The sequence below is a fragment of the Sphingomonas sp. FW306-05-A genome (assembly GCF_058782275.1).
On record NZ_JBYSXN010000002.1, the window covers coordinates 252900 to 276350 of the forward strand.

Below are 23451 nucleotides of genomic sequence, written 5' to 3' on the forward strand. Positions count from 1 at the left end.
GTTCCGCCGACGTCCGAACCCGTCAGTGGCACGAACCGTCGAAACGTGGCTGCGACCTACTCCTAGAGGGTGACATTCCCTGTCGACCATCGATGGGAGGTGAAGTCATTCACTCACCATCGAAACACTCTTCCGCCTTATCAACGCCCGAACAGGGATAGCTATTGTCAGGAACACGTCTTGCGAATGCCAATCCGGACCGCACGCTCAACGTGCATGACTCACATGGGAAGCTTCCGATGATGATGCCCCGGATCGATGACACGCTTTTCCGAACTGCGCTGCATTATACGTCCGTTGCGCGGATCATGCAGCCGCTGACAACAGAGCGCCTGAAACGAGAGTTTGACCCAGAATGCGCCAAAAGGTGCCTGCTGCTATATCAGGATGATCGCCTTGCCGAGCCGCAGTTTTCACCGTTTCTCCGCGGGATCGGTCGTCTGCGGGACGTCGGTATCAGTGTTCGTGCGGTCAACGCGGTGAAGCCAGTACCTGAGCGTCTTTTGAAGACCGCGACAACGATCATGTATCAGCCATGCTTCGGCCAATATGCCACCCTGGACGTCAGCGCAGTGGAGGCACTCCGGCAAGCGAGCCCCAATGCATGGATCGTATTTTGCGATTGGTTCGCCCCATGCGACATCCGGTTCGCCGAAGGCGTCGAACCTTACATCGATATCTATGCCAAAAAGTCGCTGCTGCAGGACAAGGCATCGTATGTTGATGACGTGCAAGCGCATACCAACTTGATGGACTTTTATTCGCGCTTCTTTGCGATCGACTATCCAACGAGAACGTGGACGACCCCGGCCGCAATCCTACCCAAACTGCGGTTGACCCCGTCGTTCAGCACGAGCAGTCAATTGTATCGTCGCTTCCAAGACGACATGCCCAACTTCCGCCCCAGTGACATCGACGTACATGCGCGTCTCCAGACCAAAGGCTCGGGATGGTACGGCAATATGCGTCAGTTGGCCTATGAACGCGTTTCGCAGATGCGGAAGTACAAGCTCGCTAAGGACGGAATGGTCAGCAAGAGCAAGTATATGGATGAGCTGGCGCGGTCGCATTTGTGCTTCAGTCCATTCGGCTATGGCGAACTATGTTGGCGCGATTTTGAAGCTTTCGCTGTCGGCGCGGTACTGATCAAACCCGATATGTCGCACCTGGACGTCATGGGCGACGTGTTTCGCCCGGGCGAAACGTATCTTCCCGTCGCATGGGATTTAAGCGATCTGGACGTCGTGATCGACGAGGCGCTGAGCGACCGCACACGGCTTCAGACGATCGCGGTGAATGCCTACAACCGAGTGCAGGACACGTTGAACTTTCAATCGTCCCTGGCCTACTTAAAATCGCTGACCCGGACCGTTAACGTTCGAACGATGGTCGCAAACTGACGGCGTCCGCACCGGCGGCGGTCTCTACCGAACGAGCCGGCATCCGACGTCGCGGCGGGTAGGTAAGGCGGTCGCTAGACTATGGTCGACCGCCCCGTTCGCATCACTGAGCCTTGGCGACCCCGACCAGCGCCGGACGCAGCAACCGATCCTTGATCATGTAGCCCGACTGCATTTCCTGCACGACCGTGCCGGCCGGTTCGTCGCTCGGAAGTTCGAACATCGCCTGGTGGAAATTCGGGTCGAGCTTCTCCCCGATCGTCGTCATCTTCTTGATGCCGTGGCGCTGGAACACTGCTTCGAGTTCGCGTCCGGTCGCGTCGAGACCGGCGACAAGACCCTTCATCTTCTCGTCCTCGCGCAACTCTGCGGGAATCGCGTCGAGACCGCGCGCAAGATTGTCGGCAACCGACAGCAGATCGCGCGCAAACGCCGTCGAAGCATAGGCGCGTGCGTCGGCGGTTTCCTTCTCCGCGCGGCGGCGGATGTTCTGCGCCTCGGCGTGCGCATAGAGCACTGCCTGCTTCGATTCGGCGAGCTCCGCCTCGAGCTTCTCGAACCGCGCGTCGGCGGCATCATGCTCAGCGACCTCGGGAGCGGCTGCGGCGGTTTCCTCGCGCAGATCAGAGGCCTGGTTGGTGTCGTTATCGCTCATGTCGTCCAAAAATCCCGTGTTCAACCCATCAAGCGCGCGAGTGTCGCGGCGGTATAATCCACCATGGGCACGACGCGCGCATAGTTCAACCTCGTGGGGCCGATCACGCCGACGACTCCGACCACGCGACCGTCGAGTCCGCGGAACGGTTTCGCGATCACCGAGGACCCCGTCAACGCGAACAACTTGGTCTCCGCCCCGATGAAAATGCGGGTCGCATCCCCTGCTGCCGCATTGTCGAGCAGCCGGGCAATATCCTGTTTTCCCTCAAGATCGTCGAGCAGGTCGCGGACGCGCTCAAGGTCGGCGGCGGCGGCATCGTCGATCAGGCGCGCCTGCCCGCGGACGATCAGCACCGGACGGCGATCGCCATCCTCGCTCCATACCGCCAGCCCACGCTCGATCAGCGCCCGCGCGGCACCGTCGAGTTCGGCGCGCTCGTCGGCCATCTCGATTTCGATCCGCGCGCGCGCCTCGGCGATCGTCAGGCCGCCGAGCATCGCGCTCATGTAATTGCCCGCCTCGACCAGCGCGGACACCGGGAGACCCGGTGGCAACGCGATCACGCGATTCTCGACCGATCCATCCGCACCGACCAGCACCGCCAGCGCGCGTTCGGCGGACAAGGGCACGAAGCTCATCTGCCGCAGCACCAACTCGCGCTTGGCGACCATCACCATCCCCGCGCATGCCGACAGCCCCGACAGCGCGGCCGTCGTCGCGGCGATTGCTTCCTCGACCGGCCCGACGTGCGTCAGCCGCGCCGCAATTGCCGCCTGTTCCTCGGCGGAGGGTTCGAGAGCCTGCATCATCCCGTCGACGAACAGCCGCAGCCCGGTTTCGGTCGGCATCCGCCCCGCGCTGGTATGCGGCGCCGCAAGCAGCCCGAGTTCCTCGAGATCCTGCATCACGTTGCGGATCGATGCGGGCGACAGGTTGAGCCCCGACAGATGCGCAATCGCGCGCGATCCGATCGGCGCGCCGGTGTCGAGATAACTTTCGACGACGACGCGAAAGATGTCGCGCGCGCGATCGTTCAGCTCTTTGATCGGGGCTGCGTTCATACCCTTCATATGGCCCCCCTTGGCGCTTTGCTCAACCGGCGTGCCGCGCGACCGCTTTACCGCACCTGATCGAGGTTATCCTCTTTTCGCAGGAACCGTCCCGCCCCCCAAGCGCGTTAACGACACCGTAACCCAGGAGGGCCCGATGCCAGACGTCAACACCGACGATGCCCCGCTATCCGCATCCAAACACAACTCCGCCGCCGTAGAAGCGATGACCGACTCTTTGCTCGAAAAACGCGGCGACGCGATCGTCGGCCGCGCGGTCACGATCAACCGGCCGCGCGCCGAACTCTTCGCCTATTTCCGCGACTTCACCAATCTTCCGACCTTCATGGACAATGTCGAGCGGATCGACGTGCTCGATGCGAAGCGGTCGCATTGGGTGGTGAAGGCCCCCGGCGGCAAGACGGTGGAATGGGACTCGGTCGTCACCGACGAGGTCGAGGGCGAATACATCGCCTGGGCGTCCGAGCCCGGTGCCGACATCGACAATAGCGGGCGCGTCGATTTCCGCGATGCGGGTGCGCGCGGCACCGTCGTCATCGCGACCTTGCTCTACGATCCGCCTGCGGGTGTCGTCGGCAAGCTGATCGCCAAGCTGTTCCAGCGCGAACCGGCGATCCAGGCGCGGCGCGATCTGCGCCGCTTCAAGCAATTGATGGAAACCGGCGAAGTCGCCACCGCCGCGCAGACGCGCAAGCAATATGAAGAGGAGAAGGCCTGATGCGCGCGCTGACCTGGCACGGCCGTCACGACGTCCGCGTCGACACCGTCGACGATCCCGAAATCATCAACCCGCGCGACGCGATCATCAAGATTACCGCGACGGCTATCTGCGGCTCTGACTTGCATCTGTACGACGGTTATATCCCGACGATGCAGTCGGGCGACATCCTCGGCCATGAATTCATGGGCGAAGTGGTCGAGATCGGCCCCAAGTCGACGCTCAAGAAGGGCCAGAAGGTCGTCGTCCCGTTCACCATCGCGTGCGGCAGTTGCTACCATTGCGGCAAGCACCAATATTCGGCGTGCGACAACGGCCTCCCCGCCGACAATCAGGACATCGCGCAGACGTTGTACGGCCAGCCGATGTCCGGGCTGTTCGGCTACAGCCACATGACCGGCGGCTATGCTGGCGGCCAGGCGGAATATGTCCGCGTGCCGTTCAGCGACGTTGGCCCGATCGTCATTCCCGAGGGGATTGACGACGAGAAGGTGCTGTTCCTGTCCGACGTGCTGCCGACCGGCTGGATGGCGGCGGAGAATGCCGACATCGAACCCGGCGATACCGTCGCGGTCTGGGGTTGCGGCCCGGTCGGGTTGTTCGCGGTGCAATCGGCGTTCCTGATGGGGGCCGAGCGCGTGATCGCGATCGATCATTTCCCGCGTCGTCTCGAACTCGCCAAGAAGTTCGGCGCGGAGACAATCAACTTCGAGGATTCGGCCGTTTATGACGCGCTGATGGAAATGACCGGCGGGATCGGTCCCGATGCCGTCATCGACAGCGTCGGATTGGAAGCACATGGCTTCTTCGTCGACAACGTGATCGACCAGATCAAGAAGTCGACCTTCCTCGGCACCGATCGCACCCATGCGATCCGTCAAGCGATCTATGCCTGCCGCAAGGGTGGGCGCGTCTCGATGCCTGCGGTGTACGGCGGGTTCGTCGACAAATTCCCGCTCGGCGCGTTCATGGAAAAGGGCCTGACGCTCAAGACCGGCCAGACGCACGTCCAGCATTACTTGCCCGGACTGCTCGCGGCGATCCTCGAGGAGAAGATCGACACGACCTTCCTCATCTCGCACCGGCTTTCGCTGGAAGAGGCGCCACAGGGTTACAAGATGTTCCACGACAACCAGAATGAGGTGACCAAGGTCGTCCTCAAGCCCGGCCTCGCGCCCACGCTCTGACCCGCATTCCAGGAGACTTTATCATGGCCAACAAACTCGCAGTCGTCACCGGCGCATCGACCGGGATCGGGTTCGAACTCGCGACGCTTGCTGCAAAGCAGGGGTACGATCTGATCGTCGTCGCCAACGAGGCGCTGATCGATTCAGCCGCCGCCGACTTCAAGCAGTTCGGCACCGACGTCCAGTCGGTCAACGCCGACCTGTCCTCGATCGAGGGCGTCGACCAGTTGCTCGACGCGACGAATGGGCGACAGATCGACCTGCTGTTCGCCAATGCCGGGATTGGTACGGGCGGGGCATTCCTCGACCAGGACGTCGCCAAATGGCGCCGATCGGTCGATACCAACATTACCGGCACGATCTATTTGGTCCAGCGCGTCCTTAAGGACATGGTCGCGCGCGATGACGGCAAGATCCTCGTGACCGGGTCGATCGCCGGCTACATCCCCGGTGCGTTCAACGCGGTGTACAATGGCACTAAGGCGTTCGTGGACAATTTCACCGAAGCTTTGCGCAATGAGATCAAGGACTCGAAGGGCGTCACGGTGACGACGCTGATGCCCGGCCCGGTCGAGACCGAATTCTTCGATCGCGCGGGCATGAACGACACCAGCGTCGGGCAGGACGACCACAAGAGCGATCCGGTCGACGTCGCCAAGGACGGCTGGGACGCGCTGTTCGCGGGTAAGGGGAGCATCGTCTCAGGCCTGAAGAACAAGCTGCAGGTCGCGGCCACGGGTGTGGTGCCCCCGTCCATCCTGGCGGACCAGCATCGCAAGATGGCCGAGCCCGGCAGCGGGGAAAAGTAAGCGCGTTGGTGGCACCCCCGGCCATGAGCGCCGGGGGCCGCTGCTAACCACGCCCCCCCTTTTGACGCTTCCCCGGCGAAGGCCGGGGCCCAGTAGCGAGAAGGGTAATGGCGGACGCTGCGCCCGAGACCCTCCACCTTCGCTACTGGGCCCCGGCCTTCGCCGGGGAAGCGTCTGTAAGGGGGAAGCAGTCCAGCTCAGTCCTCCTCGCCCCGACCCATCCCACGCTCGATTGTCCAGACCTGCTCCCCCGAAACCGTATCCGGAACGGCAACCCCCGCCGCCGTCCGCGTCGGACGATAGCGCAGCTTCTCGATGATCAGATCGCACGTCGCCGCATCCAGCCGCCGGTTGCCGCTCGACCGCGCGATCCGGCAGGCGGTCACCCGCCCCTTTACGCCCACGTCGAACGCCATCTCCACCGTGCCGGAGACATGCGCCTCGTAAAGGTCCCGCGGCAGATCGCGATAGCGCAGCTCGCCGCGGATCAGTTCTAGCGGTATCTCCCCGCCCCCGCCGCCATCGCCATCGCCGCCGCGACCGCTGCCACGCCCGTTACCCTGCCCGCCGCTCCCGGTTCCCGGCCCAACCACTGGTGCCGCCCCGGCGCGCGGATCGATCCCCGGCCCCGCAACCGGTGCCACCACGACCGGCGGCGGCTGTGGCAGGCGGATCACCGGCGGCGGCGCGACGACTTCGGTTGGCTTGGCGGTCAGGTTCGGCGGGGCAGCTTCGGCCTCCTTGCGCTTCTCCGCCTTGCGCCGCGCAGGCACGACGTCCTTCTTCGGCGGCGGCGGTGCGGGCGGCAGCACGGAAAAGGCTTTCATTTCCTCGACCACGCGCGTTCGAAAATTGACCGACAGCCCCGTCACCAGCCCGTATCCGATCGCCGCCACCAGCAACGCAGCACCACCCGCCCCCTTGATCCGGTCGCCAGTCGAGGAAGATTGGTACATCGTCATCAGGGGGTTAGGCTCCGAGGTCACGGCCCTTTCAGATAGGGGTGACACCATCCCAACGCACGGGTAGGTCGTCGCGACCAATCTCAGGAGATTCCCGATGCGCCCAAGCGGCCGTACCCCCGACCAGATGCGCGCGATCACGATCGAGCCGCGTTTTACCCGTCATGCCGAGGGATCGGTGCTGATCGGTTTCGGCGACACCAAGGTGCTCGTCACCGCCTCGATCGAGGAGAAAGTCCCGCCGTTCCTGCGCGGTAAGGGCGAAGGCTGGGTCACCGCCGAATATGGCATGCTCCCCCGCGCGACCCATACCCGCGGCAACCGTGAGGCCGCCAAGGGCAAGCAGTCGGGCCGAACGCAGGAGATTCAGCGCCTGATTGGACGCAGTTTGCGTGCGGTTACAGACCTGAAACAGCTTGGTGAGCGCCAGATTGTGCTCGATTGTGACGTGATTCAAGCAGATGGCGGCACGCGTACAGCGGCAATTTCGGGTGCATGGGTCGCATTGCGGCTCGCGATCGACGGGCTGATGGCGAGCGGCAAGCTCACCGCCGATCCGCTGACGCAGAAGGTCGCGGCGGTCAGCTGCGGCATCTACAAGGGCACGCCGGTTCTCGATCTCGATTACGACGAAGATTCCAAGGCCGACGCGGATGCCAACTTCGTGCTGCTCGAAACCGGCAACATTGCCGAAGTCCAGGCGACCGCCGAAGGCGCGACCTATGACGAAGAGGCTTTGCTCCGCCTGCTCCGCCTCGCGCGCATGGGGTGCACCGACATCTTCGCCGCACAGGCGCGCGCGGTGGCGAAGTGACCCCCGGCGCGTCGGACGGCGTACCGCCCCAGGCGATCCGCAAGCTCAGCCCGGGCAAGCTCGTCATCGCCAGCCATAACGCGGGCAAGGTGCGCGAGATCGGCGCGCTGCTCGCCGAATATGGGATCGAAGCGGTCTCTGCGGCCGATCTCGACCTGCCCGAACCAGAGGAAACCGGCACGACCTTCGTCGCCAACGCCGAACTGAAGGCGTTGCAGGCGGCGGACCTGTCGGGCCTGCCCGCGCTCGCCGATGACAGCGGCCTGTCTGTCGATGCGCTGGGGGGCGATCCCGGCGTCTACACCGCCAATTGGGCAGAGACGCCCAACGGCCGCGACTGGACGCTCGCAATGACCAAGGTCGAGCAGGCGCTCGCGGAGAAAGGGCCGGACGCCAGCCGCGACGCACACTTCGTCAGCGTGCTGGCGCTCGCTTGGCCCGACGGCCACGTCCAGTGGTTCGAAGGGCGGGCCGAGGGTACGCTGACCTGGCCACCGCGTGGCACCGTCGGGTTCGGCTATGATCCGATGTTCGTGCCGCTCGACAACAGCCAGACCTATGCCGAGATGGACCCGTCCGAAAAGCACGCGATCAGCCACCGCGCCAAGGCTTTCGCGCAGATGATCGCCGCGGTTCTCTAAACCGCGACCGATCCGTAGAACGACAAAAGCCGACGGTCGCGAGACCGTCGGCTTTTTCGTGTGACCCAATGGCTCAGGCGAAGCTGAGTTTGGTCGACCGCTTGCGGTAGCGCAGCGCAGCGCCCATCGCGCCGAAGCCGGCGAGCATCATCGCCCAGGTGCCCGGCTCAGGCACGGCTGCGGTCATCGACGGGGTGAACTTGGCGTAGACGACGCTCGGCAGCGATTTGGTCGACACGTTGGCGCTGATCGCCAGGGGCACGGTGAAGTCGAGCGACGACGTCGCCGTGTTGACCGTATCCTTGACCAGCACGACCCCATTGCCCTCAGCGAACGGGATCAGGATGTTGCAGACGATCGAGGTGCTGCACCCGTTGGTCAGGTTGGGATGCGTGTCGAACGCGCCCGCGGCACTGTCGACGAACACTTGCGAGAGCAAAGCATTGCCCGCTGCGAACGCGCTCGACAGCGTCGTGAAGGTGAAGTTGCTCGTGCTGCACCCGCCGAACACGCTGGAGCAGGTCCCGTCGAGGAATGCCACGTCGTAGCTTGCGCCGCCGATCGTGACGCCGGTCGCACCCATCAGCTTGCCGCTGCTGACGATCGGGGTCGCGGCCACGGCGGGCATCGCAACGAGAGCGCTTGCGAGCGCGACGGTGGCATACAGACCCTTGATCATCTTCATCGGTTACACCCTTTTTTACGGGGCCGTTTGTCGGCCGGTTGGTGAACCCTGGCCTACCGATGAAAATTATCGTCGCAACGCCGAATAAATGACTGTTAACCAAGCATTGTCTCTAATCTGGAAGAACATCGTTAACAGCGACGGTATTCCCGTTCCGGAACATGCAGCGCTGATCCTGACCGGTACATGCGCTCATCACGCCCCTCACGGTAACCACCTTTGGCCGTTCGTCGCCGAGTCAGAGCGCGCGTTCCCCGACCACGTTCCCCGGCGGGGAATACCGGCACACCAGATAGTCGTCGGTCGGGCTGCTCTTGAGCGCGCAACCGACACGGGTCGTCGAATGCCAGATGATCTGGGTATAGTGGCCGACATCCTCGCCACGCCCCGTTTTGCTGAAGAACGGGGTTTCGCCATTGATGAAGTCGGCCTTCTCGGCGATCCACAGGTCGACCATTTCGCGATAGGAATAATCACCCCGCGTGCCGCGGAACAACGCCTCGCCTTCCCGGCCTTCGCCTTGCGCCTGATCGGCGTGGCGGAATACGCCGGTCGACACCAGCGTCGTGGCATAAACGGCGGCGGACGCTGCCAGCGCATCATCCCACAGCAAAGGTGCCTCGCCCACCTCGGCGCGCGCAGCCGCGTGACGCGCCAGCATCGCCTGCTTGAGCAGCGCTTCCCCGCGCGGATAACTGCCCGAAATCGTCCGCGGCTCGACCACGGTTTTCGGGACCGGCGCATCGCATCCGCCCAGCATCATCGCTGCCAGCAGTCCCCCCATCATTCGGCGGTTATACCCCAAAAACCTTCCCAGCGTCATCGTCTACCTTCATAGCGTCCGGCATGCCCGCCATGCCCGCTCCCTCAGGCGATCCGTCGCCGCCGCTCGCGCTATACGTGCATTGGCCATTTTGTGTTTCGAAATGCCCCTATTGCGATTTCAACAGCCATGTTCGCGACGGCGTGGACCAGGCGGCATGGCGCAAGGCGCTGCTCGATGACCTGCGATATGAAGCCGCGGCGCTACCGGGGCGGCGTCTGGGATCGATCTTCTTCGGCGGCGGGACCCCCTCGCTGATGCCGCCCGAAACCGTCGCGGCGGTGATCGATGCTGCGACAACCTATTGGAAACCCGAAGCGGACATCGAAATCACGCTCGAGGCAAACCCGTCCTCGGTCGAGGCTGCGCGGTTCGCGGACATCGCCCGAGCCGGGGTCAACCGCGTCTCTCTGGGGCTGCAGGCGCTGGATGACGAAGCGCTGCGGTTCCTTGGCCGTGCGCATGACGTGACCGAAGGGCTCGGTGCGCTCGCGACTGCGCAAGCCGCGTTTCGGCGCGTCAGTTTCGATCTTATCTACGCCCGTCCGGGCCAACGGATGGCGGATTGGGAGGCCGAACTTGCCCGCGCACTGAGCTTCGGCACCGAACATTTGTCGCTGTACCAGCTGACGATCGAACCCGGAACGCGCTTCGCGACCGAGGCTGCGGCGGGACGAATCGTGATTCCCGATGGCGATTCGGCAGCAGATCTCTTCGAGTCGACTCGCGCGATGACCGCTGCGGCGGGGTTGCCGGCATATGAAATCTCCAACCACGCGCGGCCGGGTGCGGAGAGCCGCCACAACCTCGTCTACTGGCGCTACCGCGATTATGCGGGCATCGGCCCGGGCGCACATGGGCGACGCGGCGGTCTTGCCACTGCGCGGCACAAGAAGCCCGAGAACTGGATGTCCGCGGTCACCCGCAACGGCCACGGTGCGCAGATCGAAGACGTGCTCGTCCCTTCCGATCGCTCGACCGAAGCATTGCTGATGGGGCTGCGGCTGCGCGAAGGCGTCGATCTTGCCCGCATTGCTGCGCTCGGCGAGACGACCACCGACCGCCTGATCGATGCGACCGCGGCGGACCGGCTGATCGCCCAGGGACTGGTCGCACGCGATGGCGACTGGATGGGTGTTACGGAGGCGGGGATGCTGTTGCTCGATGCGATCCTGCCGCTGGTCGTACGGACGTCCTGAGGGCCGCCCAGCAGCGATCCGCTATCCCGCCACTGCCGGCATCGCGCCCGGCACCTTGGGCGTCACCGGCACCAGCTCGTAGACATCGAGCAGCGCACCGCCCCCGGCCCGCGACAGCACCATGCGCCAGCGGAACCCCGACACGCGTTCGACCACCCCGGCGACGTTGGCGAGCGGATCGACCCCGTACGCAGGCGCGGCACCCCCGCGTTCCGGCGGAAACGTGCCTAGGAACACCTGCCGCGTATCGTTCTGCATGAACAGCCAACCGCGAGGCTGGGTCGTGCCGCTCTGCTTGTTGAAGGCGGTCCCGTCCGCATTGACGACGACGGTGCAGAAGTCGGGTTTGAAGGTCGCGAACCCAGCGCGCCCACCGAAGCGGAGCAACCGGCAGTAGTATAACCCCGGCGGAAGCTCCGCCTTGGGAAGCGCAACCGTGGGATCGAGCAAGACACCCTCCGCCGCGACCGCAGCCCGCGCGCGCCGTGGCACCGCAGCGCGCGCGCGGCTCCACGCCATCGGCAATCGATCGATGGCATTGCGGTCCGTCGCCGTGACCCGCATGTGCCAGTTCGTCGGCACATCCGGCTGCGCGCCGACGGAGATCTGCGGTTTTTCCTGTACCGGGGTACATCCCGTGGCCAGAACGATCGTCGTCGACAACAGCAGCATTGCGTTGCGCATGGCAGCTCCCCCTCGACCAGTTCTACTGCCCGGTGTCTCAACCCGGCCTCGTAACCCAACCAAACGACAGGGCTATTGGCGTAAACCGTACGCGTTAACGATTCGTCAATCCAGATCCTGACGCTACCCGCCGATCATTAAAAAAGGGCGCCGGTCGCCCGACGCCCTTTTTGCAGTCACCGTGGTCCGGAACGGCGTTACGCCGCGCCTGCCCCCGCCTTTTCCTTCTTTGCATAGACGCGGATCGGCTCCTTGCGGCCGTCGATCACGTCCTTGTCGATCATCACCTCGTCGACGCCGTCCATCCCGGGCAGGTCGAACATCGTGTCGAGCAATATGCCCTCGAGGATCGAGCGCAGCCCGCGCGCGCCGGTCTTGCGATCGATCGCCTTCTTGGCGACCTGCACCAGCGCATCGTCGGTGAAGCCGAGCTTGACCGTCTCCATGTCGAACAGCTTCTGATACTGTTTCACCAGAGCGTTCTTCGGCTCGGTCAGGATCGTCACCAGCGCCGGCACGTCGAGATCCTCGAGCGTGGCAATGACGGGCAGACGACCGACGAACTCGGGGATGAGCCCGAACTTGAGCAGATCCTCGGGCTCGACCGCCTTGAGCGTCTCGCCGGTACGACGTTCCTCAGGCGAGGCGACATAGGCACCGAAGCCGATCGACTTGCCCTGCAGACGGTCCCCGATGATCTTCTCGATGCCGCTGAACGCGCCACCGCAGATGAACAGGATGTTCGTCGTGTCGACCTGCAGGAATTCCTGCTGCGGATGCTTGCGGCCACCCTGCGGCGGAACGCTCGCGGTTGTGCCTTCCATCAGCTTGAGCAACGCCTGCTGGACGCCCTCGCCCGAGACGTCGCGCGTGATCGACGGGTTCTCAGCCTTGCGGCTGATCTTGTCGATCTCGTCGATGTAAACGATCCCGCGCTGCGCGCGCTCGACGTTATAGTCGGACGCCTGGAGCAGCTTGAGAATGATGTTCTCGACGTCCTCGCCGACGTAACCGGCTTCGGTCAGCGTCGTCGCATCGGCCATCGTGAACGGCACGTCGAGGATGCGGGCCAGCGTCTGCGCGAGCAGCGTCTTGCCGCAACCGGTCGGGCCCATCAGCAAAATGTTCGACTTGGCAAGCTCGACATCCGCGCCCTTCTGGCCGTGGTTGAGGCGCTTGTAATGATTGTGCACCGCCACCGAGAGCACGCGCTTGGCGCGCTTCTGGCCGATGACATAATCATCGAGCACGTCGCAGATTTCCTGCGGAGTCGGAACGCCGCCGTCCTTCTTGCTCACCAGCGCGGACTTCGTCTCCTCGCGGATGATGTCGTTGCAGAGTTCGACGCATTCATCGCAGATGAAAACGGTAGGGCCCGCAATCAGCTTGCGGACTTCGTGCTGCGATTTGCCGCAGAACGAGCAATAAAGCGTGCTCTTGGAGTCGCCGCCGGTCATCTTTGGCATTTAGTCCATCCTTGGCAGCCCTTGGGGCGCACTACTGCGAGGGTCCATCCTAGACCGCCCTCGCGCGGTCCGACAATCACCAAAATCGTCTTGAGACAGGTGTGCCGGGCTAAAATATAGACGCCCGGCACTGAATATACGGTGAATTTACGCGGTCAGTTCCAATTATGCAGACGTCAGCGCCGGCGGCGTGGTCGAGTCGTCGGGGAGTGCCGGACGCTTGTCGAACACCTGATCGACGAGGCCGAATTCCTTGGCCTCATGCGCCTCGAGGAACGTGTCACGGTCCATCGCGCGCTCGATCTCCTCGATCGGCTTGCCGGTGTACTGCGCATAGAGCGCATTCATCCGGTTCTTGATCCGCTGGATTTCCTTCGCCTGGATCTGGATGTCGCTCGCCATGCCCTGCGCCCCGCCCGAGGGCTGGTGGATCATGATCCGCGCGTTGGTCAACGCGACGCGCATGCCGGGCTCGCCAGCTGCGAGCAGGAAGCTGCCCATCGAGGCGGCCTGCCCCATGCAGACCGTGCCGACGCGCGGGCGGATGTACTGCATCGTGTCATGGATCGCCATGCCCGCCGTGACGACGCCGCCCGGCGAGTTGATGTACATGAAGATGTCCTTCTTCGGATTTTCCGATTCCAGGAACAGCAGCTGGGCGCTGATCACCGAGGCCATATGGTCCTCGACGCCGCCCGTGATGAAGATGATGCGTTCGCGCAGCAGCCGCGAGTAGATGTCGAAGCTGCGCTCGCCGCGATTGGATTGCTCGATGACGATCGGAACGAGCCCGCCCTGGGGCGAGGCCGCCATCCCGGCGCCATGAAGGGGGGCCATGAAGTCACCGGTGTCGAACGGATTGCGCATGATGAGTCTTGAAATCCTTTATGCCCCGAAGAGACGTCATACATCGGCGTTGCCGGAAACGAGTTCAACCCCCGTTGGGTTACGGGGTGTGATCCGGGGCCGCGCAACGCCGCCGCGCGATGACCGATAGCTACCAAAAAGGGGCGATCCGAAGACCGCCCCTGTTTTGAACCTTCAAAAGGAAACCCGGCGGTTACGCCTCAGGCTCTTCCTTGGGCGCAGCGGCCTTTTTCTTCGCCGGTGCCTTCTTGGCAGGTGCTTCCGCTGCTGCCGCGTCGCCAGCAGGCTCCTCGGCCTTCTTGGCGGGGGCCTTCTTGGTCGCAGCCTTCTTTACCGGCTCGGCGGGGGTCGGTGCCGCCGCATCGTCGGTCGCCGGGGCTGCTTCGCCCTCGACGTCATCACCCTCGGACGGCTTGGCCTTCTTGGACGATGCCTTCTTGGCCGCCTTGGGCTTGTGGTTGTCGTGATCGTGGCTGTGCGTACCGGTCGAGAAACCCTCGTCGCTCTCGATCGCTGCCTCGAGCTCCTCGCGCGTCACTTCGCGATCGGTGATCTCGGACTTCTCGAACAGGTAATCGACGACCTTGTCCTCATACAGCGGCGCGCGGAGCTGGGCTGCTGCCATCGGCTCCTGCTGGACGTACTGCATGAAGCGCTGGCGATCTTCCGGGCCGTACTGCTGTGCGGCCTGTGCGATCAGGCGGTTCATTTCCTGCTGGCTGACTTCGACGCCATTGGCCTGGCCGATTTCACTGAGCAGCAGGCCCAGGCGAACGCGACGCTCGGCGATCTTCTGGTAATCGTCGCGCTCGGATTCCATCTCGGCAAGCGCTGCCGCCGGATCTTCCTCATGCGTCGCTTCATGCTCGAGCTGCTGCCAGATCTGGCCGAATTCGGCTTCGACCATCGACGGCGGCACTTCGAAATCATGCCCTTCGGCGAGCTGGTCGAGCAGCTTGCGCTTCATGTAGGTGCGCGTCAGGCCGTTGAGCTCCTGCTCGATCTGGCCCTTGAGCAGCTCGGTCAGCTGGTCGAGGCTCTGCAGGCCGAGCGAGGTCGCGAGCTCGTCGTCGATCTTGGTCTCGCCTGCGGTCTTCACCGACTTGATCGTCAGGTCGAACGTCGCGGCCTTGCCGGCGAGTTCCTTGGCCTGATAATCCTCGGGGAAGTTGACGTTGATCTGGCGCTCGTCGCCAGCCTTCACGCCGACGACCTGGTCCTCGAAGCCCGGGATCAGACGACCCGAACCGATCTCGACCGACATGTCCTCGCCGGTGCCGCCATCGAACGCAACGCCGTCGACCTTGCCGACGAAGTCCATCACGACGAGATCACCGGTCTCGGCTGCACGGCCTTCGGCCTCTTCCCAACGCTTCTGCTGGTCGGCGAACTTCTGGAGCTGTGCCTGGACCGCAGCTTCGTCGACCGGAACGGTCAGACGCTCGAGCTTCAGACCCTCGATCGCCGGGGTCGGCACGTCGGGGAGCACTTCGAGCTCGACCTTGATGCTGGCGTCCTGGCCCAGCTCATAGCCGTCTTCCAGGCTGACCGAAGGCTGCAGCGCGGGGCGCAGCTTGTGCTCGGCGATCAGCTCCTGGATGCCCTGCTGGATCGAGCTGTTGAGCGCGTCCTGCATCAGCGCGTCACCGTGCATCTTGCGCACCAGGTTCGCGGGCACCTTGCCGGGGCGGAAGCCGGGCATCTTCACCGTCGGCGCAACGCGCTTCAGTTCGGCGTCAACGCGCGACTCGATGTCCTTCGCGGTGATCTTCAGCGTGTAGGCGCGCTTCAGCCCCTCGTTCAACGTCTCGACAGTCTGCATGTTCAGGTCTGGCCTTTTACAGGAAATTCGTTTGGCTACCGCCCGTTTGCCACGGGCGGCTGGTGCGGGCGAAGGGACTCGAACCCCCACATCTTGCGATGGCAGGACCTAAACCTGCTGCGTCTACCAGTTCCGCCACGCCCGCACAGGACACCGCCGGTGTGGGGGGCGTCTATAGCAGGCGCGCAGGGTTGGGCAAGTCGCGGCGACACTTGAGGCAAAAACAGTCTGGGTGATGGCTCTGGGTCACCCCTCCGGGAAATTACGGGGCAACTCCCACCGGCACCACGCGTTAGGACAGGCAGAGGAGAAAACTGATGGCGACGACACCCCCCACCGAACTTCCCCCGATGCCTTCCGATCCCGGCACCGTGCCGACCGAACCCGGTCAGCCCACGCCGATGCCGACGGAACTGCCGCCGCCAACCCCGGACACGGACATTCCCAACCCGTCACCGATGGGCGACCCACCGGTCGACCCCGCACAGCCGGTCGACGACTCCGGTCTTTCGGGTGATTTCGCATGAGCGACACCGGCATGGAGCAGACCAAGGGCCCGCTCGACGACCCCAAGGAGGACACCGACGATCGCAGTGACCTTCAGAAGATGGTCGAGGCGCGCAAGGATGCGGTCGAGCGCGGCGAAGGCGGCGACGAGCCAGACAATTTCACGTCCACCGGCATGCCGGATGGCGTTGGCGGCACCGGTGGCGTGACCAAGAATCAGGATGACGACGCGCAGTAAGCACTGACGATGCGTTGGGCATGGTGGTCGGAGGTGCAAAACTTTCGACCACCATAGCCGATGGAACGGTTCCTAACGGCTACAGACTATTTCGCGGCAGCGTGCTTGTCCGGCAAACTCGTGTCCAGGACCGAAAAGTCGTACACGCGCGACCGCCCGCTTTCCCCTGAGAACACGAACGCATATTCTCCCGCCACCAATGCGTCGGACGCGGCGACCTTGAAAATGCCGTCGCCGATTTCCTCGGCGGTAAACGCGGCCGTATCCTTCCCCTTCACACCCAGATGGAGGCTGATCGAAAAATAGGCCGACAATCGCCCCGTCTCGATTTCGCGACCATTTCCTTTCACCTTGAACCGGACCAGGCTGAACTCAGCCGGAGACTGCGCAGCGATCGAGCGCTCAACGCCGAAATCGCTGACATTCTGGTCGGCGGCATCAAAGTAGAAATAAAAGGTCGGTCGGCTCGACCCCACGTGATTCTGGCTTTGTGGCTGCGGCACCGTGAGCATCGTTTTTAGCGGGAATAAGACGCTTCCGTTCCCGGTTGTGCGATTACCGCTCCCCACGACCGGTCGTAAAAGCAGCAATCGCCCTGCCCCTGCCGCCTCTTGCGCCAAATAGATGCCGGGCGAATGTTTGACCAACGGATCCATCGATCGATTATCGATGCCCTGGGCGCGGGACGACGCGCCACACCGCCCGACCATGGCGGCAATGACGTCATCCGTGACCCCCGCTTTCTTCAGCGCAATCAGGCTGTCGGTCGATACGTCATAGCTGCAGGGCAAGCTGTTGATCTTGGTAATGATCGTAATTTCGCCCAGCCCGGCATCATGGAGCGCGACGACACTTTTGTTATCGAATACCTGCCCCTCTGCCGACGTCACCAGCATACAAAGCATGCTGGTCAGCCATAGTGACCGTATCATTGTCGCCCCCCATTAAAGGGGAAACTGTAGTCCGGTTATGCTGCGCCTGAAAGTGCAGCCTTCAATACTTCGTTCACCACGCCAGGATTGGCCTTGCCACCCATTGCCTTCATCGTCTGCCCAACGAAGAAGCCGAACAACTTGTCCTTGCCCCCGCGATAGTCGCCAACCTTGTCTGCGTTCGCTGCCATGACTTCGGCGATGACGCGTTCGATCTCGCCGGTGTCGCTGGTCTGCTTGAGCCCGCGTTCCTCGACGACGGCACCCGCGCCCTGCTTGGTTTCGAGCATGATCTCGAACACCTGCTTGGCAAGGCTCCCCGACAGCGTACCGTCCGCGACCAAGGCAAGCAGCTCGGCGGCCTGCGCCGGGCTGACTGGCGAGGTCGTGAAATCGGTCCCGGTGCGGTTGAGCGCGCCGAACAGTTCGGACGTCGTCCAGTTCGCCGCCGCGACCGGCTTGGTGCCCGTCTCCAGCAGCGCATCGAACCAGCGCGCCGCCTCGACCTCGGCGGTCAGCACCGCTGCCGCGTAAGGCGTGATGCCCAGCGCCTCATAGCGCCGCCGCTTGGTGTCTGGCAGCTCGGGCAAGGACGCACGGCATTCCTCGAGGAACGCATCGTCGAGTTCGAGCGGCAGCAGGTCCGGATCCGGGAAGTAGCGGTAATCGTGCGCATCTTCCTTCGACCGCATCGAGCGGGTCTCGTTCCGGTCGGGGTCGTACAACCGCGTTTCCTGGACGATTCGCCCGCCGTCCTCGAGCACCTCGACCTGACGCCGCGCTTCCTGCTCGACCACCGCCATTACGAAACGGACCGAATTGACGTTCTTGGTCTCGGTCCGCGTGCCGAGCGGGTCGCCCGCCTTACGCACACTGACGTTCACGTCGGCGCGCATCGACCCTTCTTCCATATTGCCGTCGCACGACCCGACATAGCGCAGGATCGACCGCAGCTTGCGCAGATAAGCCCCTGCCTCCGCGGGGGACGTCATGTCGGGCTTCGACACGATCTCCATCAGCGCGACGCCCGAGCGATTGAGATCGACGTAGGAGCGCGTCGGATGCTGGTCGTGCATCAGCTTGCCCGCGTCCTGCTCGACATGGATCCGCTCGACGCCAATGCGCTTGCCACTCTGGTCGGGGTTCTTGTCGTCGAGGCTGATGTCGATTGCGCCCTCGCCCACCAGCGGATGGTAGAGCTGGCTGATCTGATAGCCCTGCGGCAAATCGGCGTAGAAATAATTCTTGCGATCGAACCGCGACCAGCGGTTGATCTGCGCGTCGATCGCCATGCCGGTGCGCACCGCTTGGCGGATGCACTCACGGTTGGGCACGGGAAGCATCCCCGGCATCGCGGCATCGACCAGCGACACCTGGCTGTTGGGCTCCGCCCCGAACGCGGTCGCCGCGCCCGAGAACAGCTTGGCGTTGGAGGTCACCTGCGCGTGGACCTCGAGGCCGACGACGACCTCCCAGTCACCGGTTTCGCCGCGGATGGTGTAGGTGGAGGCGTCGGTCATGCGTCTGTCTCGGGTGTGATGAGGTTTAAGTCGGGAAAATAGGTACGGTAGGGCCGTGGGTCGCGCGTGAGAAGCCGCGCACTGGCCATCTCGGCATGCGCACCGATGAGAAAGTCGCCGAGCAGCCTGTCGCGCGTGCCCCCAGCCTCACGGTACGCACGGTGCGCCAAGCCCGCGCGGTGCGCCTCTGCCGCCCCCAGCGGCGCTATCGTAAATCCAAAGCCGTCGAGCAAAGCCAGTATCTCCGCATAGGCCATCGAACGTGTTGCCAGTTCGCCGACGACGATCGCACTGATCGTCAACGGCGCTTCACTCTCGGCCAGGGCCACGGCATCAACCGACCAGCGATGCCACACCTGATCTGCTTCGATCAGGTCGATAACGATATTGGTATCCAGCATGATCACGGCAGGAACGAGTCATCTCCGCGAATGTCCCGCATGATGTCCTCGGTCGGCCTGCCTTCGCGCAAATGCGCGAATTGCGCCGACGTCGCTTCCAGTCGTGCCTTGATGCGTTCGACGCCGGTTTCGCGGTCGACCATCGGCCTCCGGATGATCGCCTGCGTCCCGCCATCCCATGCGAACTCGACCGGCTGCCCTGGTTCCAGCCCCAGCGCATCGCGCACGTCCTGCGGGATCGTTACCTGCCCGTCGACGCTGAGAGTGCTGAGCTTGGCCATGTCGTAAGGGATACCATTCACCGCCGATCGCTGTCTACCACCAGCGCTCCGCCCGCGCGGTGAAGCCGGCGCGTTCTTCCAGCGCCAGCCCCGCATTCAGCACGCCCTGCTCGTCGAGCGGCTTGCCGATGATCTGCAACCCGAGCGGCAGCCCGGCATGGTCAAGACCACCCGGAACGCTCATCGCGGGCAAGCCGGCGAGCGACGACGGCACCGTGAACACGTCGTTCAAATACATCGCGATCGGGTCCGCGCTCTTCTCGCCCAGCGCAAAGGCGGCGGACGGTGCGGTCGGGGTCAGCAGCACGTCGCACTTGGCCCACGCCTGTTCGAAATCGCGCGCGATCAGCGTGCGGATCTTCGACGCCTGGGTGAAATAGGCGTCGTAATAGCCCGCTGACAGCACATAGGTGCCGATCAGGATCCGGCGCTTGACCTCGTCGCCGAACCCGTCGGCGCGGGTCGCGGCATACATGTCCTGCAGGTTCGCCCCCTCGGGCAAGTCGCGCAGACCGTAGCGCACGCCGTCATAGCGCGCGAGGTTGGACGACGCCTCGGCGGGCGCGATGATGTAGTACGCAGGCAGCGCATATTTGGTATGCGGCAGCGACACCTCGACGATCTCGGCCCCGGCATCCTTGAGCCAGTCGATCCCCTGCTGCCACAGCGCCTCGATCTCGGGCGGCATGTTGTCGACGCGATATTCCTTCGGAATACCGACGCGCTTGCCCTTGAGATCGCTGGACAATCCCGCTTCCCACGCAGGCACCGGCAAGTCGAGTGAGGTGGCATCCTTCGCATCGAACCCACTCATCGCGCCCAGCATGATCGCGCAGTCGCGCACGTCGCGCGCCATCGGCCCGGCCTGGTCGAGCGACGAGGCGAACGCGATCGTCCCCCAGCGCGAGCAGCGGCCATAGGTCGGCTTGATCCCCGAGATGCCAGTGAACGCGGCAGGCTGGCGGATCGAGCCGCCGGTGTCGGTGCCGGTCGCCGCAGGGCACAGTCGCGCAGCGATCGCCGCGGACGACCCGCCCGACGACCCGCCGGGCGCGAGCGCGGCGTTCCCGCCGTCGCTGCGCCGCCACGGCGAGATGACGTTGCCGAACGCGGACGTCTCGTTCGACGATCCCATCGCGAACTGGTCCATGTTGAGCTTGCCGAGCATCCCCGCGCCCGCATCCCAAAGGTTGGCCGACACGGTCGATTCATACTCGGGCGTGAACCCGCCGAGGATGTGGCTCGCCGCAGTCGTGGTCACGCCCTTGGTGCAGAACAGGTCCTTCATCCCGATCGGCACGCCCGCCAGCGGCTTGAGCGTCTCGCCCTTCGCGCGCGCCGCATCGGCGGCGTCTGCGGCAGCGAGCGCATGGTCGGGCGTTTCGACGAGGAACGCGTTCAGCGCCGTGGCGGCGGACACGTTCGCGATGAACCCTTCGGCCACTTCCCGCGCGGTGAAGCTGCCATCGCGCACGCCGTCACGGATCGCGGCGACGCCAAGATTGGTAAGGTCGGTCATTATTCGATCACCTTGGGCACGATGAAAAACCCGTGCTCGGCCTGAGGGGCGTTGGACAGCACTGCGTCGCGAATGCCGCCGCCGGTCAGCGGATCGGCGTTGACGACATCGTCGCGCAGCCGCAGATGGTTGGGGATTACCGCGGTCATCGGCGCGACGCCGGTCGTATCGACCTCGCTCAATTGCTCGATCCAGCCCATGATATTGTCGAGCTCGGGCGCCATGCGCGCGGCTTGCTCCTCGGTGATCGCAATGCGGGCCAGGCTGGCGATCTTGGTGACGGTGGCGATGGTGACTGACATGGCTTGCGGCTAGCAGAGCGCCGGAGCCTTGCGCAACCTATTCGAACGGATCCCCGACCGGAACGCCCCCGACGAACACCCGACGCGCTGGCACCGCACGGATCTCGACCCGACCCGCGGCGTCCCCCGCCTTGAGCGCGGCGCGTTCCGCGGGCGTCAGCGGGAGCCGTGCATCGTCGTCGACCCGCACCCAGGCATCCCCCGTTCGGCGATAGCGCGCGGCACCGCAGCCCGATCGCAGCGCCAGGCTCGCGGGCGTGGCGGCTGGCGGATCGCGCGTCAGATCGTCGATGCAGCTTTGCGAGATCGACACCGCCTCGCGCGCACCGGGGGCGTAAAGCAGCGTGCAGCGATTCTCGCGATCGGAGCGGCACCCCTGCCAGTCGGTCAGCACCGCGCGCAGGGCGAGTGGCACGGGCACTGTCACCGGCAGCACGCGCAGGCGTTTGACGAGCAGGTCGGCATCGGTCTGCGTGCGGTCGATCCCCGCGATCTCCCACCGACTGGTCTTGGTCGCGACCTCCCTCGCGCGCGCCGCGATCACCGGATTGGCGGAGCGCGCGAGACGCCGGAGCGCGGCCTTGCCGGGATCGCCGAAATCGAACGCCAGCGCCGCCCAGTCGAATTTCGCCGACGTAACCCGGCCAGCCTCGAGCCGCGCGACCTGATCCGTGCTCGACAACGTGTTGAAGCTCGCGAGTGGCGTGGCGAGCAGCAGCCCGACCCCCGCCACGAGGAAGGCGATCCGCAAATTGCTCGGCCGCACGAACGCGCCCCACGCGTGCCGTCCGCGGATCAGCGCGACCAGATAGGCCACGCCGTACACACTCGCGAAGCCGACGAAGACGACCGCCCATAACCGGTCCGGCGTCAGGCCATGTTGCCCGATCCGCAGCCCCGTCGCGATCCCCGCGATCACCGTCAGCGGCAGCACCGCGAGCGCCAGGGCCATCGCGCCGAGGCGCAGCACCGGATTGGTCGCCTCCTCGTCCGTGCCATTGCCGATCACCGCATTGGAAAGGATCAGCGCGCCGATCACGCAGCCGAGCAGGATCGGCGTGGTCGATTTGGTCGCCTCCCACAGCGCGTCGAGCCCGGTGAAGGGCAAGGCCAGCAGAAACACTAGCAACCCCGCGCCTAGCACCGGGGCCAGCACCGCGAGCACCGCGGTCACGACACGCTGGAGCAGCCGCAGCACCCCGTCGCGTTCGCGCAACAGCCCGAGCGCACCGCCGAAACTCGCGCCGAACAGCACGGCGTTGCACCAATTGTGCTGCAACAGGTCGCGCAGGAAATGCAGCCCGATCAGGTCGAACAGCGCCGCCAGCAGCCACGCGAGCGCGAACACGACGCCGGTGAACAGCCAGCACGCGCCCCACAGGACGACGTTGGTCCAGGCCTCGCCATGCACGTCGGCATAGGGAAAGCGCCACCCGCCGTGATCGCGCGCGGTCTGGAACAGCGGCACCGCGATCGCGATCGCCAGGAACAGGCTGGCGCTATGCCAATTGTACCAAGCGCCCCACCCGCCTCCATTCCAGTAGAGGATCAGCCCGGACACCAATCCGACGACCGCGCCGAACAGCGCCGCCCACCACCAGCGCCTCCGCTCGAACGCAAAGCCGAAGGTGACGGCCCCGGTGCCGATCGCGGTCGCCAGCGCGATTCGCCACGCTGCCGGATCGGCCGGAGGGGAACCTGGCTGCGCGATATCCAGCACCTGCTGCACCGCAAGCGCCGCCAGCGCACCGACCAGCGCGAGCACGATCGGGCGGATCGGCCAACCGATCCCGGCGCGGGTACCTTCGGTCATTTCGTCCATCGCTTCGTTCCCCACGCTGGTGCGCTACGGACAGCAGCGCCAAGGCGATTGCAAGCGTCGCGATCCTGCTGCACGGAAATGCCATCACGTCTGCATGGCCACTGCCGCGCCATGCCCGTGGGAG

Annotated in this window: 25 protein-coding genes and 1 tRNA gene; 9 read left to right on the forward strand and 17 right to left on the reverse strand. The window is 64.4% G+C overall.

Translation table 11 applies throughout. The annotated features are described in order from the left end of the window. Nucleotides 1–239: 239 nt before the first annotated feature. A complete protein-coding gene (locus tag AC3WJR_RS10070; RefSeq protein ID WP_492724670.1) occupies nt 240–1400 on the forward strand; it encodes a hypothetical protein in 1161 nt (386 codons plus the stop codon). A 103-nt stretch (nt 1401–1503) separates the two neighbouring features. Here AC3WJR_RS10070 and grpE read toward each other — a convergent pair whose 3' ends face one another. Next, complete coding sequence (grpE, locus tag AC3WJR_RS10075) at nt 1504–2055, reverse strand: nucleotide exchange factor GrpE (RefSeq protein ID WP_492724672.1); 552 nt, start codon at nt 2053–2055, stop codon at nt 1504–1506. Between the two features lie 20 nt (nt 2056–2075). Continuing rightward, on the reverse strand, nt 2076–3119 hold the full coding sequence (gene hrcA / locus AC3WJR_RS10080) for a heat-inducible transcriptional repressor HrcA (RefSeq protein WP_492726102.1): 1044 nt from the start codon (nt 3117–3119) through the stop codon (nt 2076–2078). A gap of 145 nt (nt 3120–3264) precedes the next feature. Here hrcA and AC3WJR_RS10085 point away from each other — a divergent pair, with 145 nt between their 5' ends. The 3 genes from AC3WJR_RS10085 to AC3WJR_RS10095 are packed head-to-tail and all read left to right on the forward strand — an operon-like array spanning nt 3265 to nt 5842. Then, complete coding sequence (locus AC3WJR_RS10085) at nt 3265–3846, forward strand: SRPBCC family protein (protein ID WP_492724674.1); 582 nt, start codon at nt 3265–3267, stop codon at nt 3844–3846. Then, nucleotides 3846–5033, forward strand: a complete 1188-nt coding sequence (locus tag AC3WJR_RS10090) for a zinc-dependent alcohol dehydrogenase (protein ID WP_354282201.1) — start codon at nt 3846–3848, stop codon at nt 5031–5033. Before AC3WJR_RS10085 ends, AC3WJR_RS10090 begins: the two co-directional genes overlap by 1 nt. Nucleotides 5034–5056: 23 nt before the next feature. After that, nucleotides 5057–5842, forward strand: coding sequence for an SDR family NAD(P)-dependent oxidoreductase (locus AC3WJR_RS10095; RefSeq protein WP_492724676.1), 786 nt, complete (start codon nt 5057–5059; stop codon nt 5840–5842). 197 nt (nt 5843–6039) lie between these two features. On the opposite strand, the gene AC3WJR_RS10100 is transcribed toward AC3WJR_RS10095, so the two are convergent. Continuing rightward, nucleotides 6040–6804, reverse strand: coding sequence for an energy transducer TonB (locus AC3WJR_RS10100; protein WP_492724678.1), 765 nt, complete (start codon nt 6802–6804; stop codon nt 6040–6042). 97 nt (nt 6805–6901) lie between these two features. Here AC3WJR_RS10100 and rph point away from each other — a divergent pair, with 97 nt between their 5' ends. Next, a complete protein-coding gene (gene rph, locus AC3WJR_RS10105) occupies nt 6902–7618 on the forward strand; it encodes a ribonuclease PH (protein ID WP_492724680.1) in 717 nt (238 codons plus the stop codon). After that, on the forward strand, nt 7615–8259 hold the full coding sequence (rdgB, locus tag AC3WJR_RS10110) for an RdgB/HAM1 family non-canonical purine NTP pyrophosphatase (protein ID WP_492724682.1): 645 nt from the start codon (nt 7615–7617) through the stop codon (nt 8257–8259). The genes rph and rdgB overlap by 4 nt, the downstream gene beginning before the upstream one ends. 73 nt (nt 8260–8332) lie before the next feature. Here rdgB and AC3WJR_RS10115 read toward each other — a convergent pair whose 3' ends face one another. Next, nucleotides 8333–8944 carry a PEPxxWA-CTERM sorting domain-containing protein gene (locus tag AC3WJR_RS10115; protein ID WP_492724684.1) on the reverse strand — a complete coding sequence of 204 codons (612 nt, stop codon included), beginning with the start codon at nt 8942–8944 and terminating at the stop codon, nt 8333–8335. Nucleotides 8945–9182: 238 nt separating this feature from the next. After that, a complete protein-coding gene (locus tag AC3WJR_RS10120; RefSeq protein ID WP_492724686.1) occupies nt 9183–9731 on the reverse strand; it encodes a CAP domain-containing protein in 549 nt (182 codons plus the stop codon). Between the two features lie 68 nt (nt 9732–9799). Here AC3WJR_RS10120 and hemW point away from each other — a divergent pair, with 68 nt between their 5' ends. Next, complete coding sequence (hemW, locus tag AC3WJR_RS10125; RefSeq protein ID WP_492724688.1) at nt 9800–10966, forward strand: radical SAM family heme chaperone HemW; 1167 nt, start codon at nt 9800–9802, stop codon at nt 10964–10966. A gap of 21 nt (nt 10967–10987) precedes the next feature. On the opposite strand, the gene AC3WJR_RS10130 is transcribed toward hemW, so the two are convergent. The 5 genes from AC3WJR_RS10130 to AC3WJR_RS10150 form a co-directional block, all read right to left on the reverse strand. Beyond that, nucleotides 10988–11650: a DUF4893 domain-containing protein gene (locus AC3WJR_RS10130; protein WP_492724690.1), complete on the reverse strand. Its 663-nt coding sequence runs from the start codon at nt 11648–11650 to the stop codon at nt 10988–10990. Nucleotides 11651–11847: 197 nt separating this feature from the next. Beyond that, nucleotides 11848–13116: an ATP-dependent Clp protease ATP-binding subunit ClpX gene (gene clpX / locus AC3WJR_RS10135; RefSeq protein WP_131529270.1), complete on the reverse strand. Its 1269-nt coding sequence runs from the start codon at nt 13114–13116 to the stop codon at nt 11848–11850. Nucleotides 13117–13281: 165 nt separating this feature from the next. Continuing rightward, complete coding sequence (locus AC3WJR_RS10140; RefSeq protein ID WP_354282187.1) at nt 13282–13983, reverse strand: ATP-dependent Clp protease proteolytic subunit; 702 nt, start codon at nt 13981–13983, stop codon at nt 13282–13284. A 193-nt stretch (nt 13984–14176) separates the two neighbouring features. Beyond that, nucleotides 14177–15805, reverse strand: coding sequence for a trigger factor (gene tig, locus AC3WJR_RS10145; RefSeq protein ID WP_492724693.1), 1629 nt, complete (start codon nt 15803–15805; stop codon nt 14177–14179). Nucleotides 15806–15865: 60 nt separating this feature from the next. After that, nucleotides 15866–15950 (reverse strand) — tRNA-Leu (locus AC3WJR_RS10150). A 172-nt stretch (nt 15951–16122) separates the two neighbouring features. Here AC3WJR_RS10150 and AC3WJR_RS10155 point away from each other — a divergent pair. Then, entirely contained in the window at nt 16123–16332 is a 210-nt protein-coding gene (locus AC3WJR_RS10155) for a hypothetical protein (RefSeq protein WP_492724695.1), read from the forward strand. After that, nucleotides 16329–16550 carry a hypothetical protein gene (locus AC3WJR_RS10160; RefSeq protein WP_492724697.1) on the forward strand — a complete coding sequence of 74 codons (222 nt, stop codon included), beginning with the start codon at nt 16329–16331 and terminating at the stop codon, nt 16548–16550. Before AC3WJR_RS10155 ends, AC3WJR_RS10160 begins: the two co-directional genes overlap by 4 nt. Before the next feature lie 86 nt (nt 16551–16636). On the opposite strand, the gene AC3WJR_RS10165 is transcribed toward AC3WJR_RS10160, so the two are convergent. From AC3WJR_RS10165 to AC3WJR_RS10195, 7 genes are all read right to left on the reverse strand, one after another. After that, complete coding sequence (locus AC3WJR_RS10165; RefSeq protein ID WP_492724700.1) at nt 16637–17446, reverse strand: hypothetical protein; 810 nt, start codon at nt 17444–17446, stop codon at nt 16637–16639. Nucleotides 17447–17517: 71 nt separating this feature from the next. Further along, the gene (gene gatB, locus AC3WJR_RS10170) at nt 17518–19002 is read right to left on the reverse strand and encodes an Asp-tRNA(Asn)/Glu-tRNA(Gln) amidotransferase subunit GatB (protein ID WP_492724702.1); all 1485 of its coding nucleotides are present in this window, start codon (nt 19000–19002) and stop codon (nt 17518–17520) included. Further along, nucleotides 18999–19403: a type II toxin-antitoxin system VapC family toxin gene (locus AC3WJR_RS10175; RefSeq protein ID WP_492726104.1), complete on the reverse strand. Its 405-nt coding sequence runs from the start codon at nt 19401–19403 to the stop codon at nt 18999–19001. The genes gatB and AC3WJR_RS10175 overlap by 4 nt, the downstream gene beginning before the upstream one ends. 2 nt (nt 19404–19405) lie before the next feature. Further along, a complete protein-coding gene (locus tag AC3WJR_RS10180) occupies nt 19406–19684 on the reverse strand; it encodes an AbrB/MazE/SpoVT family DNA-binding domain-containing protein (protein ID WP_492724705.1) in 279 nt (92 codons plus the stop codon). Nucleotides 19685–19718: 34 nt separating this feature from the next. Then, nucleotides 19719–21203 carry an Asp-tRNA(Asn)/Glu-tRNA(Gln) amidotransferase subunit GatA gene (gene gatA, locus AC3WJR_RS10185; RefSeq protein WP_492724707.1) on the reverse strand — a complete coding sequence of 495 codons (1485 nt, stop codon included), beginning with the start codon at nt 21201–21203 and terminating at the stop codon, nt 19719–19721. Further along, entirely contained in the window at nt 21203–21505 is a 303-nt protein-coding gene (gene gatC / locus AC3WJR_RS10190) for an Asp-tRNA(Asn)/Glu-tRNA(Gln) amidotransferase subunit GatC (RefSeq protein ID WP_492724709.1), read from the reverse strand. Before gatC ends, gatA begins: the two co-directional genes overlap by 1 nt. Before the next feature lie 37 nt (nt 21506–21542). Then, entirely contained in the window at nt 21543–23327 is a 1785-nt protein-coding gene (locus AC3WJR_RS10195; RefSeq protein ID WP_492724711.1) for a DUF4153 domain-containing protein, read from the reverse strand. Nucleotides 23328–23451 lie beyond the last annotated feature (124 nt).